Origin of the sequence: Erythrobacter ramosus (assembly GCF_009828055.1) — a bacterium.
GTDB lineage: Bacteria > Pseudomonadota > Alphaproteobacteria > Sphingomonadales > Sphingomonadaceae > Erythrobacter > Erythrobacter ramosus.
In genome coordinates this window covers 92,501-108,256 of record NZ_WTYB01000001.1, presented here as the reverse complement: position 1 = coordinate 108,256, position 15,756 = coordinate 92,501, and the positions used below count along the sequence as shown (strand labels likewise).

Here is a 15,756-nt window from a genome sequence, read left to right as displayed (position 1 = left end):
GTTTTGCGCAAATTAGGGCCTCGCCGGGGGATTGCCAGTGCTATCCTGCTGTTGCTTGCCGCCGCTGTGACGGTGCCGGCCGCGGCGCAGTTCCAGTCGGAAGGGTACAAGTTTCTCGAAGCGGTCAAGGATCGCAAGGGTGACGAGGCGACCGACATGCTCAGCAAGCCGGGCACCCAGATCGTCAACACCCGCGATATCACCAGCGGCGATACCGGGCTGCATATCGTGGTGGCCCGCAGCGACGTCTTGTGGGTCCGGTTCCTGCTGCAACGCGGCGCTGATCCGAACATCCGCAACAAGAAGGGCATCACCCCGCTCCAGCTGGCAACTTCGCTCAGCTTTACCGACGGGGTCGAGGCGCTGATCAAGGGCGGGGCGAGCGTCAATGTCTCCGACCAGACGGGTGAGACGCCGCTGATCTCGGCGGTCCATGCGCGCAATGTCGCGATGGTGCGGCTGTTGCTGGAAAAGGGCGCGGACCCGGATCACAACGACAATTCGGGCCGTTCGGCGCGGGACTATATGGAGCTGATGAGCAGCAACTCGCTGCTCAAGCAGGAATTCGCCAATGCCGATGCGAAGCGCGCCGAATCGGGAACCAAAAAGAATTACGGGCCTTCCTTCTGACATGACCCAGACAGTTGATTTTGCCGACCTTACGCTCGACGAGCTGCGCGTGGCGCTGGCGCCCGACATTGCGGCGTCCGCGATCTTTGACGGGTGGAACGAAACCGCGTTGGTCGCCGCGGCCGAGATGGCCGGGTGCGATGTCGATGTGGCGAAGTTGGCCTTCCCGGGCAGCAAGCCGATGGACATGGTCGAAGCGTGGATCACGAGCGTCGATCAGGCGATGGAGGCCGAATGGCCGCAGGAACGCCTCGCCACGCTCAAGATCCGCGAACGTATTCGCTCGCTGGTCGCTTTCCGGCTGGAGGCGGTCGCGCATATTGATGAAGCCGTGCGCCGCGCACTCGCCGTGATGGCGCAGCCGCAGAACGCGCGCCGCTCGCTGCGGCTGGGCTGGCGCTCGGCCGACATCATGTGGCGGCTCGCGGGTGATACCGCGACCGATTACAACCATTACACCAAGCGCGCGATCCTTGCGGGGATCTACTCGGCGACGCTCGCCGTGTTCGTGAACGATGACAGCGACGGCAAGGCCGATACCCACGCCTTCCTCGAACGGCGGATCGACGGCGTGATGAAGTTCGAAAAGGTCAAGGCGCAGTTCCTCGGCAAAGACCGCGAACTGCCGAGCCTGACGCGGTTCCTCGGGCGGCTGAGGTACCCGGCGCGGTAACCCGCCTCAAGCAGCGGAAGCGGTAGGCGGACAGTAACGCGTCCGAACTGGTGGATTACACCGAGACCCCGCCTCGCGCTGGGGGCAAACCTTGCCTATTGCCTGACTCGGATTCGCGGCGCATCTTGCGCCCGCAGGATCAAGACATTGATGGGAAGGGTATTTCGATGGCGGGTTCGCTCAACAAGGTCATGCTGATCGGCAATCTGGGCGCGGACCCGGAGATCCGCAGCTTCCAGAATGGCGGCAAGGTCGCCAACCTGCGGATTGCGACGTCGGAACAGTGGAAAGACAAGGCCACGGGTGAGCGCAAGGAAAAGACCGAGTGGCACACGGTCGCGATCTTTTCCGAAGGCCTCGTCAGCGTGGTGGAGCGCTACCTCAAGAAGGGCAGCAAGGTCTTCGTCGAAGGCAAGCTCCAGACCCGCAAGTGGCAGGACCAGAACGGTCAGGACCGCTACAGCACCGAAATCGTGATCCAGGGCCTCGGCGGCACACTGACCATGCTTGATGGCCCGCAGGGCGGCGCTGGCGGCGGCATGGGTGGCGGCAGCGGCGGCGGTGGCCGGTCGGGCGGCGGAAGCTATGGCGGCGGCAGTGCTGGCGGCGGTGGCGGCTGGGATCAGGGCGGCGGCAGCAGCGGCGGATCGGGTGGCGGCTTCGGCGGCGGCCCTTCGGGCGGCAGCGGTGGCGGCTACGACGATCTGGACGACGACATTCCGTTCTGAGCCCTGCGGCACCAACACACCCGAAAAGGCCCCGCAAGCGATTGCGGGGCCTTTTCTGTAAGCTCTACGTAAAAACCTTTTGACATTTTTACGCCAAATGTAAAAACATCTCGACATTAAGTGTGGTCAAAGGAGAAGAGGTCATGTCGCACCGGACGAAATACTGGATGCTGTGCGCTTTGGCGTTCGGCGCGTCGGCACTCGCGGGGGTCATCATCGGCAAGACCGTTCCCGCGGGCGGGGCGAGCGGGAATGCTGCTCTGCTGTTCCCGCTGCTGCTCGGGGTCTGCGGGTTGGTAATGGCCGCAGGCTGGCTGTGGTGGCGCAATACCGACGATCTGCAACAGCAGGGCCAGCTTATCAGCTGGTACTGGGGCGGCACCTTCGGCGCACTCGCGATGCTGGTCTATCTTGCTGTGTTCTTCGGTCGCCACAGCGACCTCAGCCTTGGGGCAACCTACCTGTTTTTCGCCCAGGTCGGCGGGTTCTTCATCGTCTGGCTGGTCTGGCGTCTGCGCGGCCGGGGGCAATCGGAGTGAAAAACTGCCTGCGCGAGCTGCGTAAGGCGCAAGGCCTCAATCAGGCGGAACTGGCAGATCGACTAGAGATCTCGCGCCAGACGATCATCGCCATCGAGGCCGATAAATATGACCCATCGCTGCCGATGGCCTATCGCATGGCGGCCTTTTTCGATGTGCCGGTGGAAACGCTGTTCCTGAACCCGTGGAAGGCTACCGGCACTGGGGTTTGACCCCTCCAGCCCCCCGAAGGCGCATTCTGGACAGCGTGTTGTCCGCGAAACTGTGGCGATCAATCCCGCTTCAACCCCGCCAGCATCGCCGCCAGCGGCCCGTCCTGTTCGCCTTCTTTCACAATCCCCGCCGCAGCCCGCACCGCTTCGGCGTTCGGCCCTTCGGCGTAAGGATCGATGGCGAGGCCCAGCGTCTGCGCGACCGCTTCGCCCAGATCGAACATGTCGCCTGAGTATTCGATCTCGTCGCAATCATCCGCTTCAAGCTCGATTTCGTCCCCCTCAGCCGCGGGGCGAGCATTGTCCTCGACAAATCTGAGGTCGACCGGCTCATCAATCGCGACAGGGAAAGGCTCGGTCGAAATCGCGCAGGGCTGCATGATCGCTGCCTTCAAACGCCCGGTCACCCTAATCGCCCGTGGCTTCTGCTCCAGCCGCATCTCAGCCCGCAGGCTTTCCACCGCGCCCAGCCCGAAGCGTACCGCCAGCGCAGCGCGTTCTTCGGGAGTAGCCTCAACCACCACTGCCCCACCCGGCAAAGGGCGGGCCTTGATCATGCGGGTGAGTTCCGACGGAGGAAGCGGCGCACTCACCAGATCGCGCTCGCTTTCAGCATTTCGGCATCGGAGAAGCGCCCGAGCCGCTCGAACAGCTTCATCACCCGCTCGGCCACGGCGCGGGCGCTGGCTGCTTCGTCGGCGCCTTCGATAAAGGTCACATTGCGCTGGATCGCAGCGGTCAGCTTGTCCAGATCGCCTGCGTTCAAGGCGCTGCGATAGGCCCCGAGCCTGCCGCCCAGCACGCTCATCAGCTTGCCGATGCGCTTGCCCACGACAACGTCATTCACGCCGAATTCGCGCAATTGCCCGTCCATGTCTTCCACGAACAACTCGGCCAGCAGCGCGCTTTCGGCCCTGAGATCAGACGCTTCGACCCGCACCATCACGGCGCTCAGCACAGCGGTGATCATGTCGAAGCGACCCGCGATCGAATCTGCCACGCCGCACTCGGCATAATATGCGGAATCGCGCGCCAGCTCGATCACGCGATGCCACAGCGGCCGCACGTTTTCGCGCGGGTCGGGAGCGGTGCCGAGCAGGCGGGAGAGGAAAGACATGGGATGCTTGGCCTTTCGCGCGGGTGTTCCAATGCAGGCGTGGGGCCGCGCGGCCCCTTCGTTCCTTACGGCAACGCACGAAGCGCGGATGCGTTCAACTGCCGTTCAACGCCAGCACGCCACCGCTTTGCCATATGGTGCGTTGCAAGCTTGCGCCTAGCCCCTTAAAGCACGTCGCCCAAGGGACAAGTGCGCGATTGTGCGTGAGTGCAGGACGGGATTGAGACGGTTTGGCGCAGATGAAAATGGCGAGCGCAATGGATTTGAGCTGGCGCAGGCTGCGTAGCCTGTTGCTGCTGGCGGGCGTGGCGGCGACGCTGCCCGCGTGCACCGCGATCCAGGAATCGCGCGGCTACATCGTCGATCCGGTTCTGACGGCCGCGATCCAGCCGCAGATCGACAACCAGCAATCGGTCGAAGGCACGCTCGGGCGGCCAACCTTCACCAGCCAGTACGGCACACCGACCTGGTATTACGTTTCCAGCATCACCGGCCAGCGCCCGTTCAACCGTCCGCGCATCCAGACCCATTCGGTCCTGGCGGTCACGTTCGACTCTGCGGGCAAGGTGACAGGCGTCAAGCGCAGCGGTGTGGATCAGGTCGTGTTCCTCGATCCCAACGGTAACAAGACTCCCACCCTCGGGCGCGAGCGTGGCTTCCTTGAAGACCTGTTCGGCAATATCGGTCAGGTCGGCGGCGGCGGTCTGCCGGGTGGCGGCGGGCCAGGCGGCCAGTAATCGGTTGGCACTTGCGCGCTTGATCCTGCGGGAAGGCGCGCCATATTCTCCGACATGACAAGCGATAATGCCAGCCATGGCCTCGTCCAATGGCACGGAACCACCATCATCGGCGTGCGGCGTGACGGCAAGACCGTCATCGCCGGAGACGGCCAGGTGTCGATGGGCAACACCGTGATGAAGCCCAATGCCCGCAAGGTCCGCAGGATCGGTGACGGCTCCGTGATCGCGGGCTTCGCCGGAGCGACGGCGGATGCCTTCACCTTGTTTGAACGGCTGGAAAAGAAGCTCGAGCAATATTCCGGCCAGCTGATGCGCGCGAGTGTGGAGCTCGCCAAGGATTGGCGCACGGACAAATACCTGCGCAACCTTGAGGCACTGATGATCGTGGCCGACCATGACACGCTGCTGGTGCTAACCGGCAACGGCGATGTGCTGGAGCCGGTAGGCGATATTGCCGCGATCGGATCGGGCGGCAATTTCGCGCTCGCCGCCGCACGGGCGATTGCCGATTACGAGGCCGATGCCGAAACCATCGCGCGCAAGGCGATGGCCGTTGCTGCTGACATCTGCGTCTTTACCAATGGCAACCTGACGGTCGAGACCGTTTAACCTACATCCGTCACCCCGGCGCAGGCCGGGGCCCAGCATCGCAACGCCGGAATCTGGGTTCCGGCCTTCGCCGGAATGACGAACAGGATTATGACCGAAAACCTCACCCCCAAAGCCATCGTCGCCGCGCTCGACGAACACATCATCGGCCAGTCCGAAGCCAAGCGCGCGGTCGCCGTTGCGCTGCGCAATCGCTGGCGGCGCCAGCGGCTCGGCGCGGATCTGCGCGATGAGGTGACGCCGAAGAACATCCTGATGATCGGGCCGACGGGCTGCGGCAAGACCGAGATCAGCCGCCGACTGGCCAAGCTCGCCGAAGCGCCGTTCATCAAGGTCGAGGCGACCAAGTTCACCGAAGTCGGCTATGTCGGCCGCGATGTCGAACAGATCGCCCGCGACCTCGTCGAAGAAGCGATCCGGCTCGAAAAGGAACGCCGCCGCGAGAAGGTGCGCGAAGCCGCGTCGGAAGCCGCGATGGACCGGCTCTTGAACGCGCTGGTCGGCGACAATGCCTCCGAAGCGACCCGCGCCAGTTTCCGCCAGCGCATCACCCAGAACGCGATGAACGATGTCGAAGTCGAGATCGAGGTGCGCGATGCCCCTGCCGCCCCGTTCGACATGGGCAACATGGGCGGTCAGATGGGGATGATCGACCTCAGCGACATGATGGGCAAGGCGCTGGGCCGCAAACCCACCCGCCGCCAGAAGCTGCGCGTGCCCGAAGCGTGGGACCGGCTGGTGGACGAAGAGGCGGACAAGCGGCTTGATCAGGACGATGTCGCCCGCGCGGCGCTGCTGAATGCCGAGACCAATGGGATCGTCTTTCTCGACGAGATCGACAAGATCGCGGTCAGCGATGTGCGCGGCGGATCGGTGTCGCGTGAGGGCGTGCAGCGCGATTTGCTGCCCTTGATCGAAGGCACCACGGTTGCGACCAAGTATGGCCCGATGAAGACCGACCATGTGCTGTTCATCGCGAGCGGCGCGTTTCACGTGGCAAAACCCAGCGATATGCTGCCCGAATTGCAGGGCCGTCTGCCGATCCGCGTCGAATTGCGCGCGCTGACCGAGGCCGATTTCGTCCGCATCCTCAGCGAAACCCGCGCCAATCTGGTCGCGCAATACAAGGCGCTGCTGGGCACCGAGCAGGTAACGCTCGAATTTGCCGACGATGCGATTGGCGAGATTGCCCGCATCGCAGCGCAGGTGAACTCCACGGTCGAGAATATCGGCGCGCGGCGGTTGCAGACGGTGATGGAACGGCTGCTTGAGGAAATCAGCTTCGAGGCGGAGGACCTTACCGGCCAGACAATCACGATCGACGCGGCCTATGTGAAGGCGCGGCTCGAAGGGCTGGCGGGCAATACCGACCTCAGCAAGTATATCCTCTGATGAGCGCAGGGCCGGTCAGCGACCTTGCGGGGATGCTGGCGGGCATGGCCCCGGTGCTGGATGCGCGGCGGTGGGAATTCGCTTTGATCACGGGCGATCCGCCGGCAGACGCCTTTGCCCTGATCCGTGAGGACGAGGGACTGACGGCGATTGTCGCTGATGCAGACGGTGCGTTCGCGCGCATCGCCCTGATGGTGCATTCCGCGCTCGACGGCGTGGGGCTGACCGCGGCGGTCGCTACCGCGCTGGCCGCAGCCGGGATCGCCTGCAATGTCGTCGCAGGCTTCCACCACGATCACCTGTTCGTGCCGTGGGAGCGGCGCGGGGAGGCACTTGCCATCCTGTCGGATATCTCCGCCCGCGCCGCCGGCTGATCCGGGCGCTTTCCTACCGGCCGGGGCGCTGGCAGGATCGCTGCCATGATCCACTCCCTCCCGTCGCCCGCCCCCTCGCTTCGGCCGTTTTGCGCAGGGGTGAGGGGGGCGGGATTTTCGTTTCTGGACAGTGTCTCATGTGTCTCCAACAGGCGGAGACGCGAGCGGTCACTCGCCCAGCAGGTGCCTCTTCCAGAACACCAGTTCAGCGAGGAAGGCGTAGTCCGAATTGGCCTTCTTGCGGAAGCCATGGCCTTCGTCAGCCGCCACCAGATGCCACACCTCCCCGCCATTGGCGCGGATCGCGGCGACCATCTGATCGGCCTCGGACTTGGGCACGCGCGGGTCATTGGCGCCGGTGATGACGAACATCGGCTTGGTGATCTCGTTCACGCGGGTCAGCGGGCTGATTTCGGTGAGCTTGGCGCGTTGCACCGGATCGCGCTCATCACCGTACTCCACCCGGCGCAGGTCCTGCCGGTACGGGTTGGTGTTCTCAAGGAAGCTGACGAAGTTGCTGATCGCCACAGTGCACTGGGTCGCAGCGAGCTTGTCCTTCAGCTGCACCGCTGCGGCATAGCACATGTAACCGCCGTAAGACCCGCCGCTGACGCCGACCTTGGCCGGATCGACTGCGGGATCGACGCGGACGGCGTCAATCAGCGCGGCCATGTCCTTGACCGAATCCTCGCGCTTGAACGGGCCATTGTCGAGGCTGACGAACGTCTTCCCGAACCCGGTCGAGCCGCGCACGTTGGGCAAGAACACCCCGATGCCGAGCTCGTTGAGGATGTAGTTGCCGGCCCCGGCAAAGCCCGTCGTGCTCTGCCCTTCCGGGCCGCCATGGACATCGACGATCAACGGGCGCTTGCCCGGGAACTTGGCCGGATCGGGGAGATAGAGCAGGCCGGAGACCTCAAGCCCGTCAAAGCTCTTGGTCGTCACGATGCGCGGTTCGACATTGACGGAAGGGTCGAGCCCGCCCGTCTCGCTGGTGGTCCAGCGGGTCAGCTGCATCGTTTTGGGATCGAGCGACCACACATCCGACGCGCTCTTGGCGCTGGAGAAGGAAAAGCCGATCTCGCCCCACGGCGCGATCTCCAAGCCGCCAATCTGGCCGGCGGGCAGGACATCGACCTTGGTCACCTTGCCGCTCGCCACATCAAGGATGCGCATCCGGTCCGATCCGGCTTCGTTGACTTCATAGACGATGGTCTTGCCGTCATCGGAGACATCGAAGCTGTCGACGTCCCATTGCTCCTTGGAGACCGGCGTGAACTTGCCCGAAGCGGGATCGAGGCGGCCGAGCCGCTGGAAATCGGAGCCGGCATCGCTGGTCGCCCACAAGGTGCCGTCGGGCGCGATCTCCATGCCGCTGAAGGCAATCTCCGCTTTCGGGTTGCCAATCGGTCTCATCGCGCCGCTGGCGAGATCGAGCCGGTAGATATCGACATCCTGCACCGAGTTGTAATCAGCGACATAGGCGAAGGTCTTGTCGGGCGAAAAGGCGATGATCGCCCAGCCGCCGCCCTTGCTTTCATGCACCAGCCGGGCCGAGGCGGGATCGCGCGGGTTCATGACATAAAGGTCGGAATCCACCCCATTGCGCCGGGTCGAGCTGAAACCGATGAGTTCGCCATCCTTGCTCCAGGCGTTGGGCTGGTTACGGCTCTTGCCGTCGGTCAGCAGCGTGAGGCGGCCATCCTTGAGGGTGTGGAGCTGGTAATACTCATCCCCGCCGCGATCCTTGGTGACGAGGATGACATCACCCTTGGTCGGGGCATAAGAGCCCGAGACCGGCTCGGCTTCGAAGCTGATCTGCGTGCGTGCGCCCATCGGCATCGCGATCCGGTGAAGCTGGCTGACATTGGCGAAGCGCGTGCTGATCAGCACCGCGCGGGTGTTCGGGTCCCACCCGGCAAAGCCGGCACCACGCGATTCGAGATAGGGGCGGACACGGGCGGCCAGTTCGAGCGGGATTTGCGGCATCTCCTCGGCGGTGAGCGCAGCGGGCACCGGCACGGTCGGCACCTCGGCGGGCGGTGCAGCGGTATCCTGCGCGGCGGCGGGGGTGAGGGCGGCGCTGCCGAGTAGCAGGGCAATCAGACGAGCGTGACGCATGTTCGTAGGTCTCTCTCCATGGGCACCCCGCACTGGGCGAGGGCAGTGGAGCACAGGTAACGCCGCCCTAGCGTGCTAGCAATCCTGCCCCGCTATTCGGCTGCCTCGGCATCAACGGTGACATCTTCGTCGCGCCGCTCCGCCGCCTGACGCGACCACATCTCCGCATAAAGCCCGCCGCGCTTGAGCAGACCGACATGATCGCCGCTCTCCACCAGCCGTCCGTGGTCGAGCACCAGGATGTTGTCAGCGTCCGCGATGGTCGACAGCCGGTGGGCAATCGCGATCGTGGTGCGGCCCTGCGCAATCCTCCGCAGAGTGCCGAGGATTTCCTGCTCGGTCCGGGTGTCGAGCGCGCTTGTCGCTTCGTCGAGCAACAGGATCGGCGGGTTCTTCACCAGCGTGCGAGCGATGGCGACGCGCTGCTTTTCTCCGCCCGATAGCTTCAAGCCGCGTTCGCCCACCATCGTCTCGAACCGGTCGGGCAAGCGTTCGATCAGCGGGGACAGCGCCGCGTCACGGGCGGCCTGTTCGACCATCGCCTGATCCGCGCCTTCCGCGCCATAGGCAATGTTATAGGAGAGGTTCTCGTTGAACAGGACCGAATCCTGCGGGACTATCCCGATGGCCGCGCGCACGCTTTCCTGCGTGACGCTGGCGATATCCTCGCCCCCCACCATGATCCGGCCTGACAGCGGGTCATAGAAGCGGAACAGCAGACGCCCGATCGTGCTCTTGCCCGCGCCTGAAGGCCCGACAATTGCGGTGGTGCTGCCAGCTGGCACTTCGAATGAAAGACCGTTCAGGATCGTGCGCCCCGGATCATAGCCGAAGGTGACATTGTCGAAGGCGACAGTGGGCGTGCGGATGATCAGCGCGGGCGCGCCGGGTGTGTCCTTTACCTCAATATCGGTGTCGATCAGACGGAACATCTCGCCCATATCGATCAATCCCTGCCGGATGGTGCGGTACACCCAGCCCAGCACATCCAATGGACGGAACAGCTGGATCAGCAGCGAATTGACCAGCACCAGATCGCCCACGGTCATGGCCCCGGTGCTCCAGCCCCAAACCGTATAGGCCATCGCCGCGCCGACCAGCGCATTGGTGATGACCGATTGCGCCATGTTGAGCAGGCCGACCGAGTTTTCGGATTTCACCGCCGCCTCGGCATAGGCGCGCGCTGCCTGACTGTAGCGCGCTTCCTCGCGCTTTTCGGCGCCGAAATATTTCACCGTCTCATAGTTCAGCAGCGAATCGACTGCGCGATACAGCGCCTTGCCGTCGAGCTCGTTCATCTCGCGCCGCAGCTTGGTGCGCCATTCCGTGATCGCGCGCGTGACCCAGACATAGGCGACCACGGTGACGGCCGTGGCCAAGACCAGCTCGATGCCGAAATTGATATAGAAGATGATCCCGACCGCGATCAGCTCGACGATGGTGGGGGCGATGTTGAACAGCAGGAAATAGAGCATCTGGTCGATGCTCTTGGTCCCGCGCTCGATGATCTTGGTGACCTCGCCGGTGCGCCGCGCCAAGTGGAAGCGCAGGGACAGGCGGTGAAGGCGGTGGAACACGTCCTCGGCCAGATGCAGCGTCGCGATTTGGCCGACTCGCTCGAAGGCGATGTTGCGAAGATTGTCGAAGGCGACCGAGGTGAAGCGCCCCAGCGCGTAGGCGGCAACCAGCGCGAGGGCGACGGTCGCACCGTCACTCGCTGCGCCCGCCCCGGCGGCTGACATGGCATCGACTGCGCCCTTATAGGCAAAGGGCAGGGCAAGTGTGACGCCCTTGGCCGCCAGCACTAGCACCATCGAAACCGCGATCCGTATCCTGAGGCCGGGATTATCCTTGGGCCACAGGTAGGGCAGGAAGCGCTTGAGCGTTGCCCAGCTTTCCACATCGCGCGCGCGAACCTTTTTACTGGCGTCGGCAGGATCGGCGGGAGCGGGGGTTTCGGGCGGCATGGCCCCTGATGTGGGCGCGCCGGTGGCTTACCGCAAGGCGAGCCTGACTCTAGAAGCGCGGGCGATAGTTCGCCGATTGCTTGGCCTGCCGCATCGCCCGGGCAACATCGGCGGGGACATCGAACAGAATGCGCTGGCGGCCAAAGTCGATCGCGACCCGGTCGAACAGCGCCAGATGCTGCATCCCGATTGAAAGCACCGGCTGATCGCGCAGCCCCAGTGCATCAAAGGCCGGGGTATCGGCGAAGGTCAGCGGTACATCGGTCAGCGCCAGGCCTTCGATGCTGAGCGAGCGGACGATCGCCATCTCACCCACGATATCGACGCCGTTGACGTCGGTGGTGATGACATCCTGCGCGCGCTTGGCCCGGATCTTGTCGCGCAGGGCCATATTGCCAAGGCTAGCCTGCGCGCCGGTATCAATGATGACCGTCACCTTGACGCCTTCGACCGTTGCGTCGGTGATCAGCAGCTGACCGAGGCGGCTACGCGCTCGCACCACGATTTCGAACCCGCCGCGCTTCTCCTTCACGCTGGCATCTTCGACCGCGATGGTCTGCTTTCGGAAATCGATGAGGACGCGGAAGTCCTGAAGGGCGTCGAGCCCGATGATCCCGTCCGCGCCGACATTCTCACGAGAGAGCACGGGGGCAGAGAAGTTGGTATAGCTGTTGGTCCCGAACTCGATACGCCTGACACTGGCAAGCTCCACCTCGCGGCGGCTCGCCATCCCGACCAGCACCGCTTTGCCCGCTGGCGCGAGATTGGCGGTGGTGCGAATCTCGTGGGTGACGGCGGTCGCCTGACTGCCGGTGTCGATCATGAAGGCGAACGGCCCGGTGCCTTCGACTAATACGGGAAGCGTCAGGCGGCTGTGGCGCTCCGTCTCAAGAGTAAGGACTTCCGCGGCAGGATCGATCGCCGCGCTGACTGGCGTGGGGATCGAAGGGCCGACAGCCGGGGTCTCAGCCATTGTGGGGGCGCTGATGGCGAGAACGGCTGCTGCCATAAGGGTGCGCGCGGACATATAAGGTATCTCCCCAATGCGGCAGGATGCTGACGGCCCTGTCCGACAACGGGCATTCTAACACCGCTGCGTAGACATCCCAACAGGTGCCAAACGGGGGGACGAATCACGGTCAAATGGTGAATCGGGTCCGTTGGACAGTTATCTCGGGGGAGACCGGGGGGGAGACAGAGGCTTTGCCCTCCAGAATGAGGCTGAAAAGGCGATTCAGACCCCCGATTCACCCGAATTCGGGCCCTCAAACCGGCGATTCACCCCGGCACGAAGGCCTGATCGGGGGGTGAATGAAGGGAAAAAATGGCAGAATTCTGCGGTTCTTGCGTGCCAGTGAAATAAAATTGCAAAAAGCCGTTGACCGAATCACGAACCCCTCATAGATGGGCTCCACCGACGCGGCGCTGACGGCTTCCACCGCCACCGCAACGACCGGTCGCCAACATAAACGGATAGCCGGTCCCCCGGTGTAAATCGGGGAACCAATCGCTGTCCGCTATTACTGTCTGGTGGCTCTTTGACATTGTTGGTTTTTGATGAAGGGACATGTGGGCGACGGCGCTCGGTCCGGGGACCTCAAGGCTCCGGTAACCGGTTAATTTAAGCCGATGCCACATTCGTCGCAGACACCACGTCTGCGCGGATGGTAAGCATGTTCATTCGTATCCATTACGTTTGACAGTGCAGGTATTGGCTCCTTGCAGCTCATGCTAGACTGGAGGGTGGGGTTTTCCCCATGCTAGTTTAGTGTGTGACACAACTTGAGAGTTTGATCCTGGCTCAGAACGAACGCTGGCGGCATGCCTAACACATGCAAGTCGAACGAACCCTTCGGGGTTAGTGGCGCACGGGTGCGTAACGCGTGGGAACCTGCCTTTTGGTTCGGAATAACAGTGAGAAATTACTGCTAATACCGGATAATGTCTTCGGACCAAAGATTTATCGCCATTAGATGGGCCCGCGTAAGATTAGCTAGTTGGTGGGGTAAAGGCCTACCAAGGCGACGATCTTTAGCTGGTCTGAGAGGATGATCAGCCACACTGGGACTGAGACACGGCCCAGACTCCTACGGGAGGCAGCAGTGGGGAATATTGGACAATGGGCGAAAGCCTGATCCAGCAATGCCGCGTGAGTGATGAAGGCCTTAGGGTTGTAAAGCTCTTTTACCCGAGATGATAATGACAGTATCGGGAGAATAAGCTCCGGCTAACTCCGTGCCAGCAGCCGCGGTAATACGGAGGGAGCTAGCGTTGTTCGGAATTACTGGGCGTAAAGCGCACGTAGGCGGCTTTTTAAGTCAGGGGTGAAATCCCGGGGCTCAACCCCGGAACTGCCCTTGAAACTGGAAAGCTAGAATCTTGGAGAGGCGAGTGGAATTCCGAGTGTAGAGGTGAAATTCGTAGATATTCGGAAGAACACCAGTGGCGAAGGCGACTCGCTGGACAAGTATTGACGCTGAGGTGCGAAAGCGTGGGGAGCAAACAGGATTAGATACCCTGGTAGTCCACGCCGTAAACGATGATAACTAGCTGTCCGGGCTCATAGAGCTTGGGTGGCGCAGCTAACGCATTAAGTTATCCGCCTGGGGAGTACGGTCGCAAGATTAAAACTCAAAGGAATTGACGGGGGCCTGCACAAGCGGTGGAGCATGTGGTTTAATTCGAAGCAACGCGCAGAACCTTACCAGCCTTTGACATCCTAGGACGACTTCTGGAGACAGATTTCTTCCCTTCGGGGACCTAGTGACAGGTGCTGCATGGCTGTCGTCAGCTCGTGTCGTGAGATGTTGGGTTAAGTCCCGCAACGAGCGCAACCCTCGTCCTTAGTTGCCATCATTCAGTTGGGCACTTTAAGGAAACTGCCGGTGATAAGCCGGAGGAAGGTGGGGATGACGTCAAGTCCTCATGGCCCTTACAGGCTGGGCTACACACGTGCTACAATGGCATCTACAGTGGGCAGCTATTCCGCAAGGATGCGCTAATCTCCAAAAGATGTCTCAGTTCGGATTGTCCTCTGCAACTCGAGGGCATGAAGGCGGAATCGCTAGTAATCGCGGATCAGCATGCCGCGGTGAATACGTTCCCAGGCCTTGTACACACCGCCCGTCACACCATGGGAGTTGGATTCACCCGAAGGCAGTGCGCTAACCGTAAGGAGGCAGCTGACCACGGTGGGTTCAGCGACTGGGGTGAAGTCGTAACAAGGTAGCCGTAGGGGAACCTGCGGCTGGATCACCTCCTTTCTAAGGATATTCACGAAAGCGCCGGGGCTAGCCTCCGGAAGAGCTTCGTGGCTTCCAAAGAACATTGCCGTCGTCCTCATGTCCTTTCATCAATCGGATACAGCTTGCAGCGCTACTGTGCCTGTAAGCTGTGTGCCTGAGCCGGCTCACGCCCACGCGGCAGCCTGTTCCTTCGGGAATGGCGGCCGGATGCGGTGGTGTGGGCCTGTAGCTCAGTTGGTTAGAGCGCACCCCTGATAAGGGTGAGGTCAGTGGTTCGAATCCACTCAGGCCCACCATTACCTGTAAGGGGCCTTAGCTCAGCTGGGAGAGCACCTGCTTTGCAAGCAGGGGGTCATCGGTTCGATCCCGATAGGCTCCACCAGGTACACATGATGCAGCGCGGCTTTATGCCAGCGCGCTAAATATATCCGATAGATGAAACGAAAACTGATCCCGCTTCGGCGGGTTAGGTAATCGCCATGTTTTGCATGGGATTGCCGTTCTTTGACATTGTGAATGGGTTTTTAAATCGATGCCGTGGCGGTATCGTCGTACTGGTGCAGACCTTTGGGTTTGTGGCTGGGCGGCGAATATCATCACATTAATCAAATTGATTATCTGGCTGAGATAATTCTCCTCACTATCGCAAGACGCTAGGCTCTATGCAGGCCTGTCGTTGATAGTGTGGATTCTCAAGCGTGAGGTAAGAGCATTTGGTGGATGCCTTGGCATGTACAGGCGAAGAAGGACGTGGCACGCTGCGATAAGCGTCGGGGAGTTGTGAGCAAACTTTGATCCGGCGATTTCCGAATGGGGAAACCCACCTTCACCATTTCTTCCAGTTGGCTTTCGGGCCAGCCGGGCGAGGTGGATAAGGTATCACCGAGCTGAATAAAATAGGCTTGGTGAAGCGAACCCGGGGAACTGAAACATCTCAGTACCCGGAGGAAAAGACATCAACAGAGATTCCCGTAGTAGTGGCGAGCGAACCGGGACCAGGCCAGTGCCTTCATTTCAACTAGCAGAACACTCTGGAAAGTGTGGCCGTAGCGGGTGACAGCCCCGTATGCGAAAGTGATGATGAAGGACTAGAGTAGGGCGGGACACGTGAAATCCTGTCTGAACATGGGGGGACCACCCTCCAAGCCTAAATACTCGTACATGACCGATAGCGAACACAGTACCGTGAGGGAAAGGTGAAAAGCACCCCGATTAGGGGAGTGAAACAGTACCTGAAACCGAATGCTTACAAGCAGTTGGAGCCCCATAGGGGGTGACAGCGTACCTCTTGCATAATGGGTCAGTGACTTAATCTAGCATGCGAGCTTAAGCCGTTAGGTGTAGGCGAAGCGAAAGCGAGTCTGAATAGGGCGACTGAGTATGTTGGATTAGACCCGAAACCCGGCGAT

At 61.9% G+C, this 15,756-nt stretch carries 14 protein-coding genes, 2 tRNA genes and 2 rRNA genes (1 of these 18 running past the window's edge); 13 read left to right on the top strand and 5 right to left on the bottom strand.

The features are described 5' to 3' along the window. Positions 1-66 precede the first annotated feature (66 nt). The 5 genes from GRI59_RS00545 to GRI59_RS00525 all read left to right on the top strand — a co-directional run bounded on the left by GRI59_RS00545 (position 67) and on the right by GRI59_RS00525 (position 2,782). Positions 67-630 carry an ankyrin repeat domain-containing protein gene (locus GRI59_RS00545; protein ID WP_337190206.1) on the top strand — a complete coding sequence of 188 codons (564 nt, stop codon included), beginning with the start codon at positions 67-69 and terminating at the stop codon, positions 628-630. A 1-nt stretch (position 631) separates the two neighbouring features. After that, positions 632-1,303 (top strand): COQ9 family protein, encoded by a 672-nt coding sequence (locus GRI59_RS00540; protein ID WP_160759267.1) that lies wholly within the window; start codon positions 632-634, stop codon positions 1,301-1,303. Between the two features lie 167 nt (positions 1,304-1,470). Continuing rightward, the gene (gene ssb, locus GRI59_RS00535) at positions 1,471-2,031 is read left to right on the top strand and encodes a single-stranded DNA-binding protein (protein ID WP_160759266.1); all 561 of its coding nucleotides are present in this window, start codon (positions 1,471-1,473) and stop codon (positions 2,029-2,031) included. Positions 2,032-2,174: 143 nt separating this feature from the next. Then, positions 2,175-2,570: a cytochrome d ubiquinol oxidase subunit II gene (locus GRI59_RS00530; RefSeq protein WP_160759265.1), complete on the top strand. Its 396-nt coding sequence runs from the start codon at positions 2,175-2,177 to the stop codon at positions 2,568-2,570. Beyond that, positions 2,567-2,782: a helix-turn-helix domain-containing protein gene (locus GRI59_RS00525; protein ID WP_160759264.1), complete on the top strand. Its 216-nt coding sequence runs from the start codon at positions 2,567-2,569 to the stop codon at positions 2,780-2,782. The genes GRI59_RS00530 and GRI59_RS00525 overlap by 4 nt, the downstream gene beginning before the upstream one ends. Positions 2,783-2,841: 59 nt before the next feature. On the opposite strand, the gene GRI59_RS00520 is transcribed toward GRI59_RS00525, so the two are convergent. Both GRI59_RS00520 and GRI59_RS00515 read right to left on the bottom strand, forming a co-directional pair. After that, positions 2,842-3,339, bottom strand: a complete 498-nt coding sequence (locus tag GRI59_RS00520) for a YceD family protein (RefSeq protein ID WP_160759263.1) — start codon at positions 3,337-3,339, stop codon at positions 2,842-2,844. A gap of 32 nt (positions 3,340-3,371) precedes the next feature. After that, positions 3,372-3,899, bottom strand: coding sequence for a ubiquinol-cytochrome C chaperone family protein (locus GRI59_RS00515; RefSeq protein ID WP_160759262.1), 528 nt, complete (start codon positions 3,897-3,899; stop codon positions 3,372-3,374). Positions 3,900-4,156: 257 nt separating this feature from the next. Between GRI59_RS00515 and GRI59_RS00510 the strand changes: the two genes are divergently transcribed. The 4 genes from GRI59_RS00510 to GRI59_RS00495 all read left to right on the top strand — a co-directional run bounded on the left by GRI59_RS00510 (position 4,157) and on the right by GRI59_RS00495 (position 7,014). After that, a complete protein-coding gene (locus GRI59_RS00510; RefSeq protein ID WP_160759261.1) occupies positions 4,157-4,636 on the top strand; it encodes an outer membrane protein assembly factor BamE in 480 nt (159 codons plus the stop codon). 54 nt (positions 4,637-4,690) lie between these two features. Then, positions 4,691-5,248, top strand: coding sequence for an ATP-dependent protease subunit HslV (gene hslV / locus GRI59_RS00505; protein WP_160759260.1), 558 nt, complete (start codon positions 4,691-4,693; stop codon positions 5,246-5,248). A 90-nt stretch (positions 5,249-5,338) separates the two neighbouring features. Then, a complete protein-coding gene (hslU, locus tag GRI59_RS00500; RefSeq protein ID WP_160760354.1) occupies positions 5,339-6,640 on the top strand; it encodes an ATP-dependent protease ATPase subunit HslU in 1,302 nt (433 codons plus the stop codon). Beyond that, the gene (locus GRI59_RS00495; protein WP_160759259.1) at positions 6,640-7,014 is read left to right on the top strand and encodes an ACT domain-containing protein; all 375 of its coding nucleotides are present in this window, start codon (positions 6,640-6,642) and stop codon (positions 7,012-7,014) included. The genes hslU and GRI59_RS00495 overlap by 1 nt, the downstream gene beginning before the upstream one ends. Positions 7,015-7,182: 168 nt before the next feature. On the opposite strand, the gene GRI59_RS00490 is transcribed toward GRI59_RS00495, so the two are convergent. From GRI59_RS00490 to GRI59_RS00480, 3 genes are all read right to left on the bottom strand, one after another. Further along, on the bottom strand, positions 7,183-9,135 hold the full coding sequence (locus tag GRI59_RS00490; RefSeq protein WP_160759258.1) for a S9 family peptidase: 1,953 nt from the start codon (positions 9,133-9,135) through the stop codon (positions 7,183-7,185). Positions 9,136-9,227: 92 nt separating this feature from the next. Then, positions 9,228-11,102, bottom strand: coding sequence for an ABCB family ABC transporter ATP-binding protein/permease (locus tag GRI59_RS00485; RefSeq protein ID WP_160759257.1), 1,875 nt, complete (start codon positions 11,100-11,102; stop codon positions 9,228-9,230). Between the two features lie 49 nt (positions 11,103-11,151). Next, the gene (locus GRI59_RS00480; RefSeq protein WP_237440628.1) at positions 11,152-12,075 is read right to left on the bottom strand and encodes a retroviral-like aspartic protease family protein; all 924 of its coding nucleotides are present in this window, start codon (positions 12,073-12,075) and stop codon (positions 11,152-11,154) included. Between the two features lie 805 nt (positions 12,076-12,880). Between GRI59_RS00480 and GRI59_RS00470 the strand changes: the two genes are divergently transcribed. The 4 genes from GRI59_RS00470 to GRI59_RS00455 all read left to right on the top strand — a co-directional run. Next, positions 12,881-14,365, top strand: a 16S ribosomal RNA gene (locus GRI59_RS00470). 201 nt (positions 14,366-14,566) lie between these two features. Continuing rightward, positions 14,567-14,643 (top strand) — tRNA-Ile (locus tag GRI59_RS00465). A 10-nt stretch (positions 14,644-14,653) separates the two neighbouring features. Then, positions 14,654-14,729, top strand: a tRNA-Ala gene (locus GRI59_RS00460). A 311-nt stretch (positions 14,730-15,040) separates the two neighbouring features. After that, positions 15,041-15,756: ribosomal RNA gene (locus GRI59_RS00455) — 23S ribosomal RNA — on the top strand; it runs 2,073 nt beyond the window's last position. The 16S and 23S rRNA genes sit together here with 2 tRNA genes alongside, the layout of an rRNA operon.

Bases quoted from the DNA above. Each gene is read 5' to 3' on its own strand.
- GRI59_RS00510 (WP_160759261.1), top strand. From the start codon at position 4,157: ATGGATTTGAGCTGGCGCAGGCTGCGTAGCCTGTTGCTGCTGGCGGGC.
- ssb (WP_160759266.1), top strand. From the start codon at position 1,471: ATGGCGGGTTCGCTCAACAAGGTCATGCTGATCGGCAATCTGGGCGCG.
- GRI59_RS00515 (WP_160759262.1), bottom strand. From the start codon at position 3,899: ATGTCTTTCCTCTCCCGCCTGCTCGGCACCGCTCCCGACCCGCGCGAA.
- hslV (WP_160759260.1), top strand. From the start codon at position 4,691: ATGACAAGCGATAATGCCAGCCATGGCCTCGTCCAATGGCACGGAACC.
- GRI59_RS00530 (WP_160759265.1), top strand. From the start codon at position 2,175: ATGTCGCACCGGACGAAATACTGGATGCTGTGCGCTTTGGCGTTCGGC.
- GRI59_RS00540 (WP_160759267.1), top strand. From the start codon at position 632: ATGACCCAGACAGTTGATTTTGCCGACCTTACGCTCGACGAGCTGCGC.
- GRI59_RS00485 (WP_160759257.1), bottom strand. From the start codon at position 11,102: ATGCCGCCCGAAACCCCCGCTCCCGCCGATCCTGCCGACGCCAGTAAA.
- GRI59_RS00520 (WP_160759263.1), bottom strand. From the start codon at position 3,339: ATGATCAAGGCCCGCCCTTTGCCGGGTGGGGCAGTGGTGGTTGAGGCT.
- hslU (WP_160760354.1), top strand. From the start codon at position 5,339: ATGACCGAAAACCTCACCCCCAAAGCCATCGTCGCCGCGCTCGACGAA.
- GRI59_RS00480 (WP_237440628.1), bottom strand. From the start codon at position 12,075: ATGGCTGAGACCCCGGCTGTCGGCCCTTCGATCCCCACGCCAGTCAGC.
- GRI59_RS00490 (WP_160759258.1), bottom strand. From the start codon at position 9,135: ATGCGTCACGCTCGTCTGATTGCCCTGCTACTCGGCAGCGCCGCCCTC.
- GRI59_RS00495 (WP_160759259.1), top strand. From the start codon at position 6,640: ATGAGCGCAGGGCCGGTCAGCGACCTTGCGGGGATGCTGGCGGGCATG.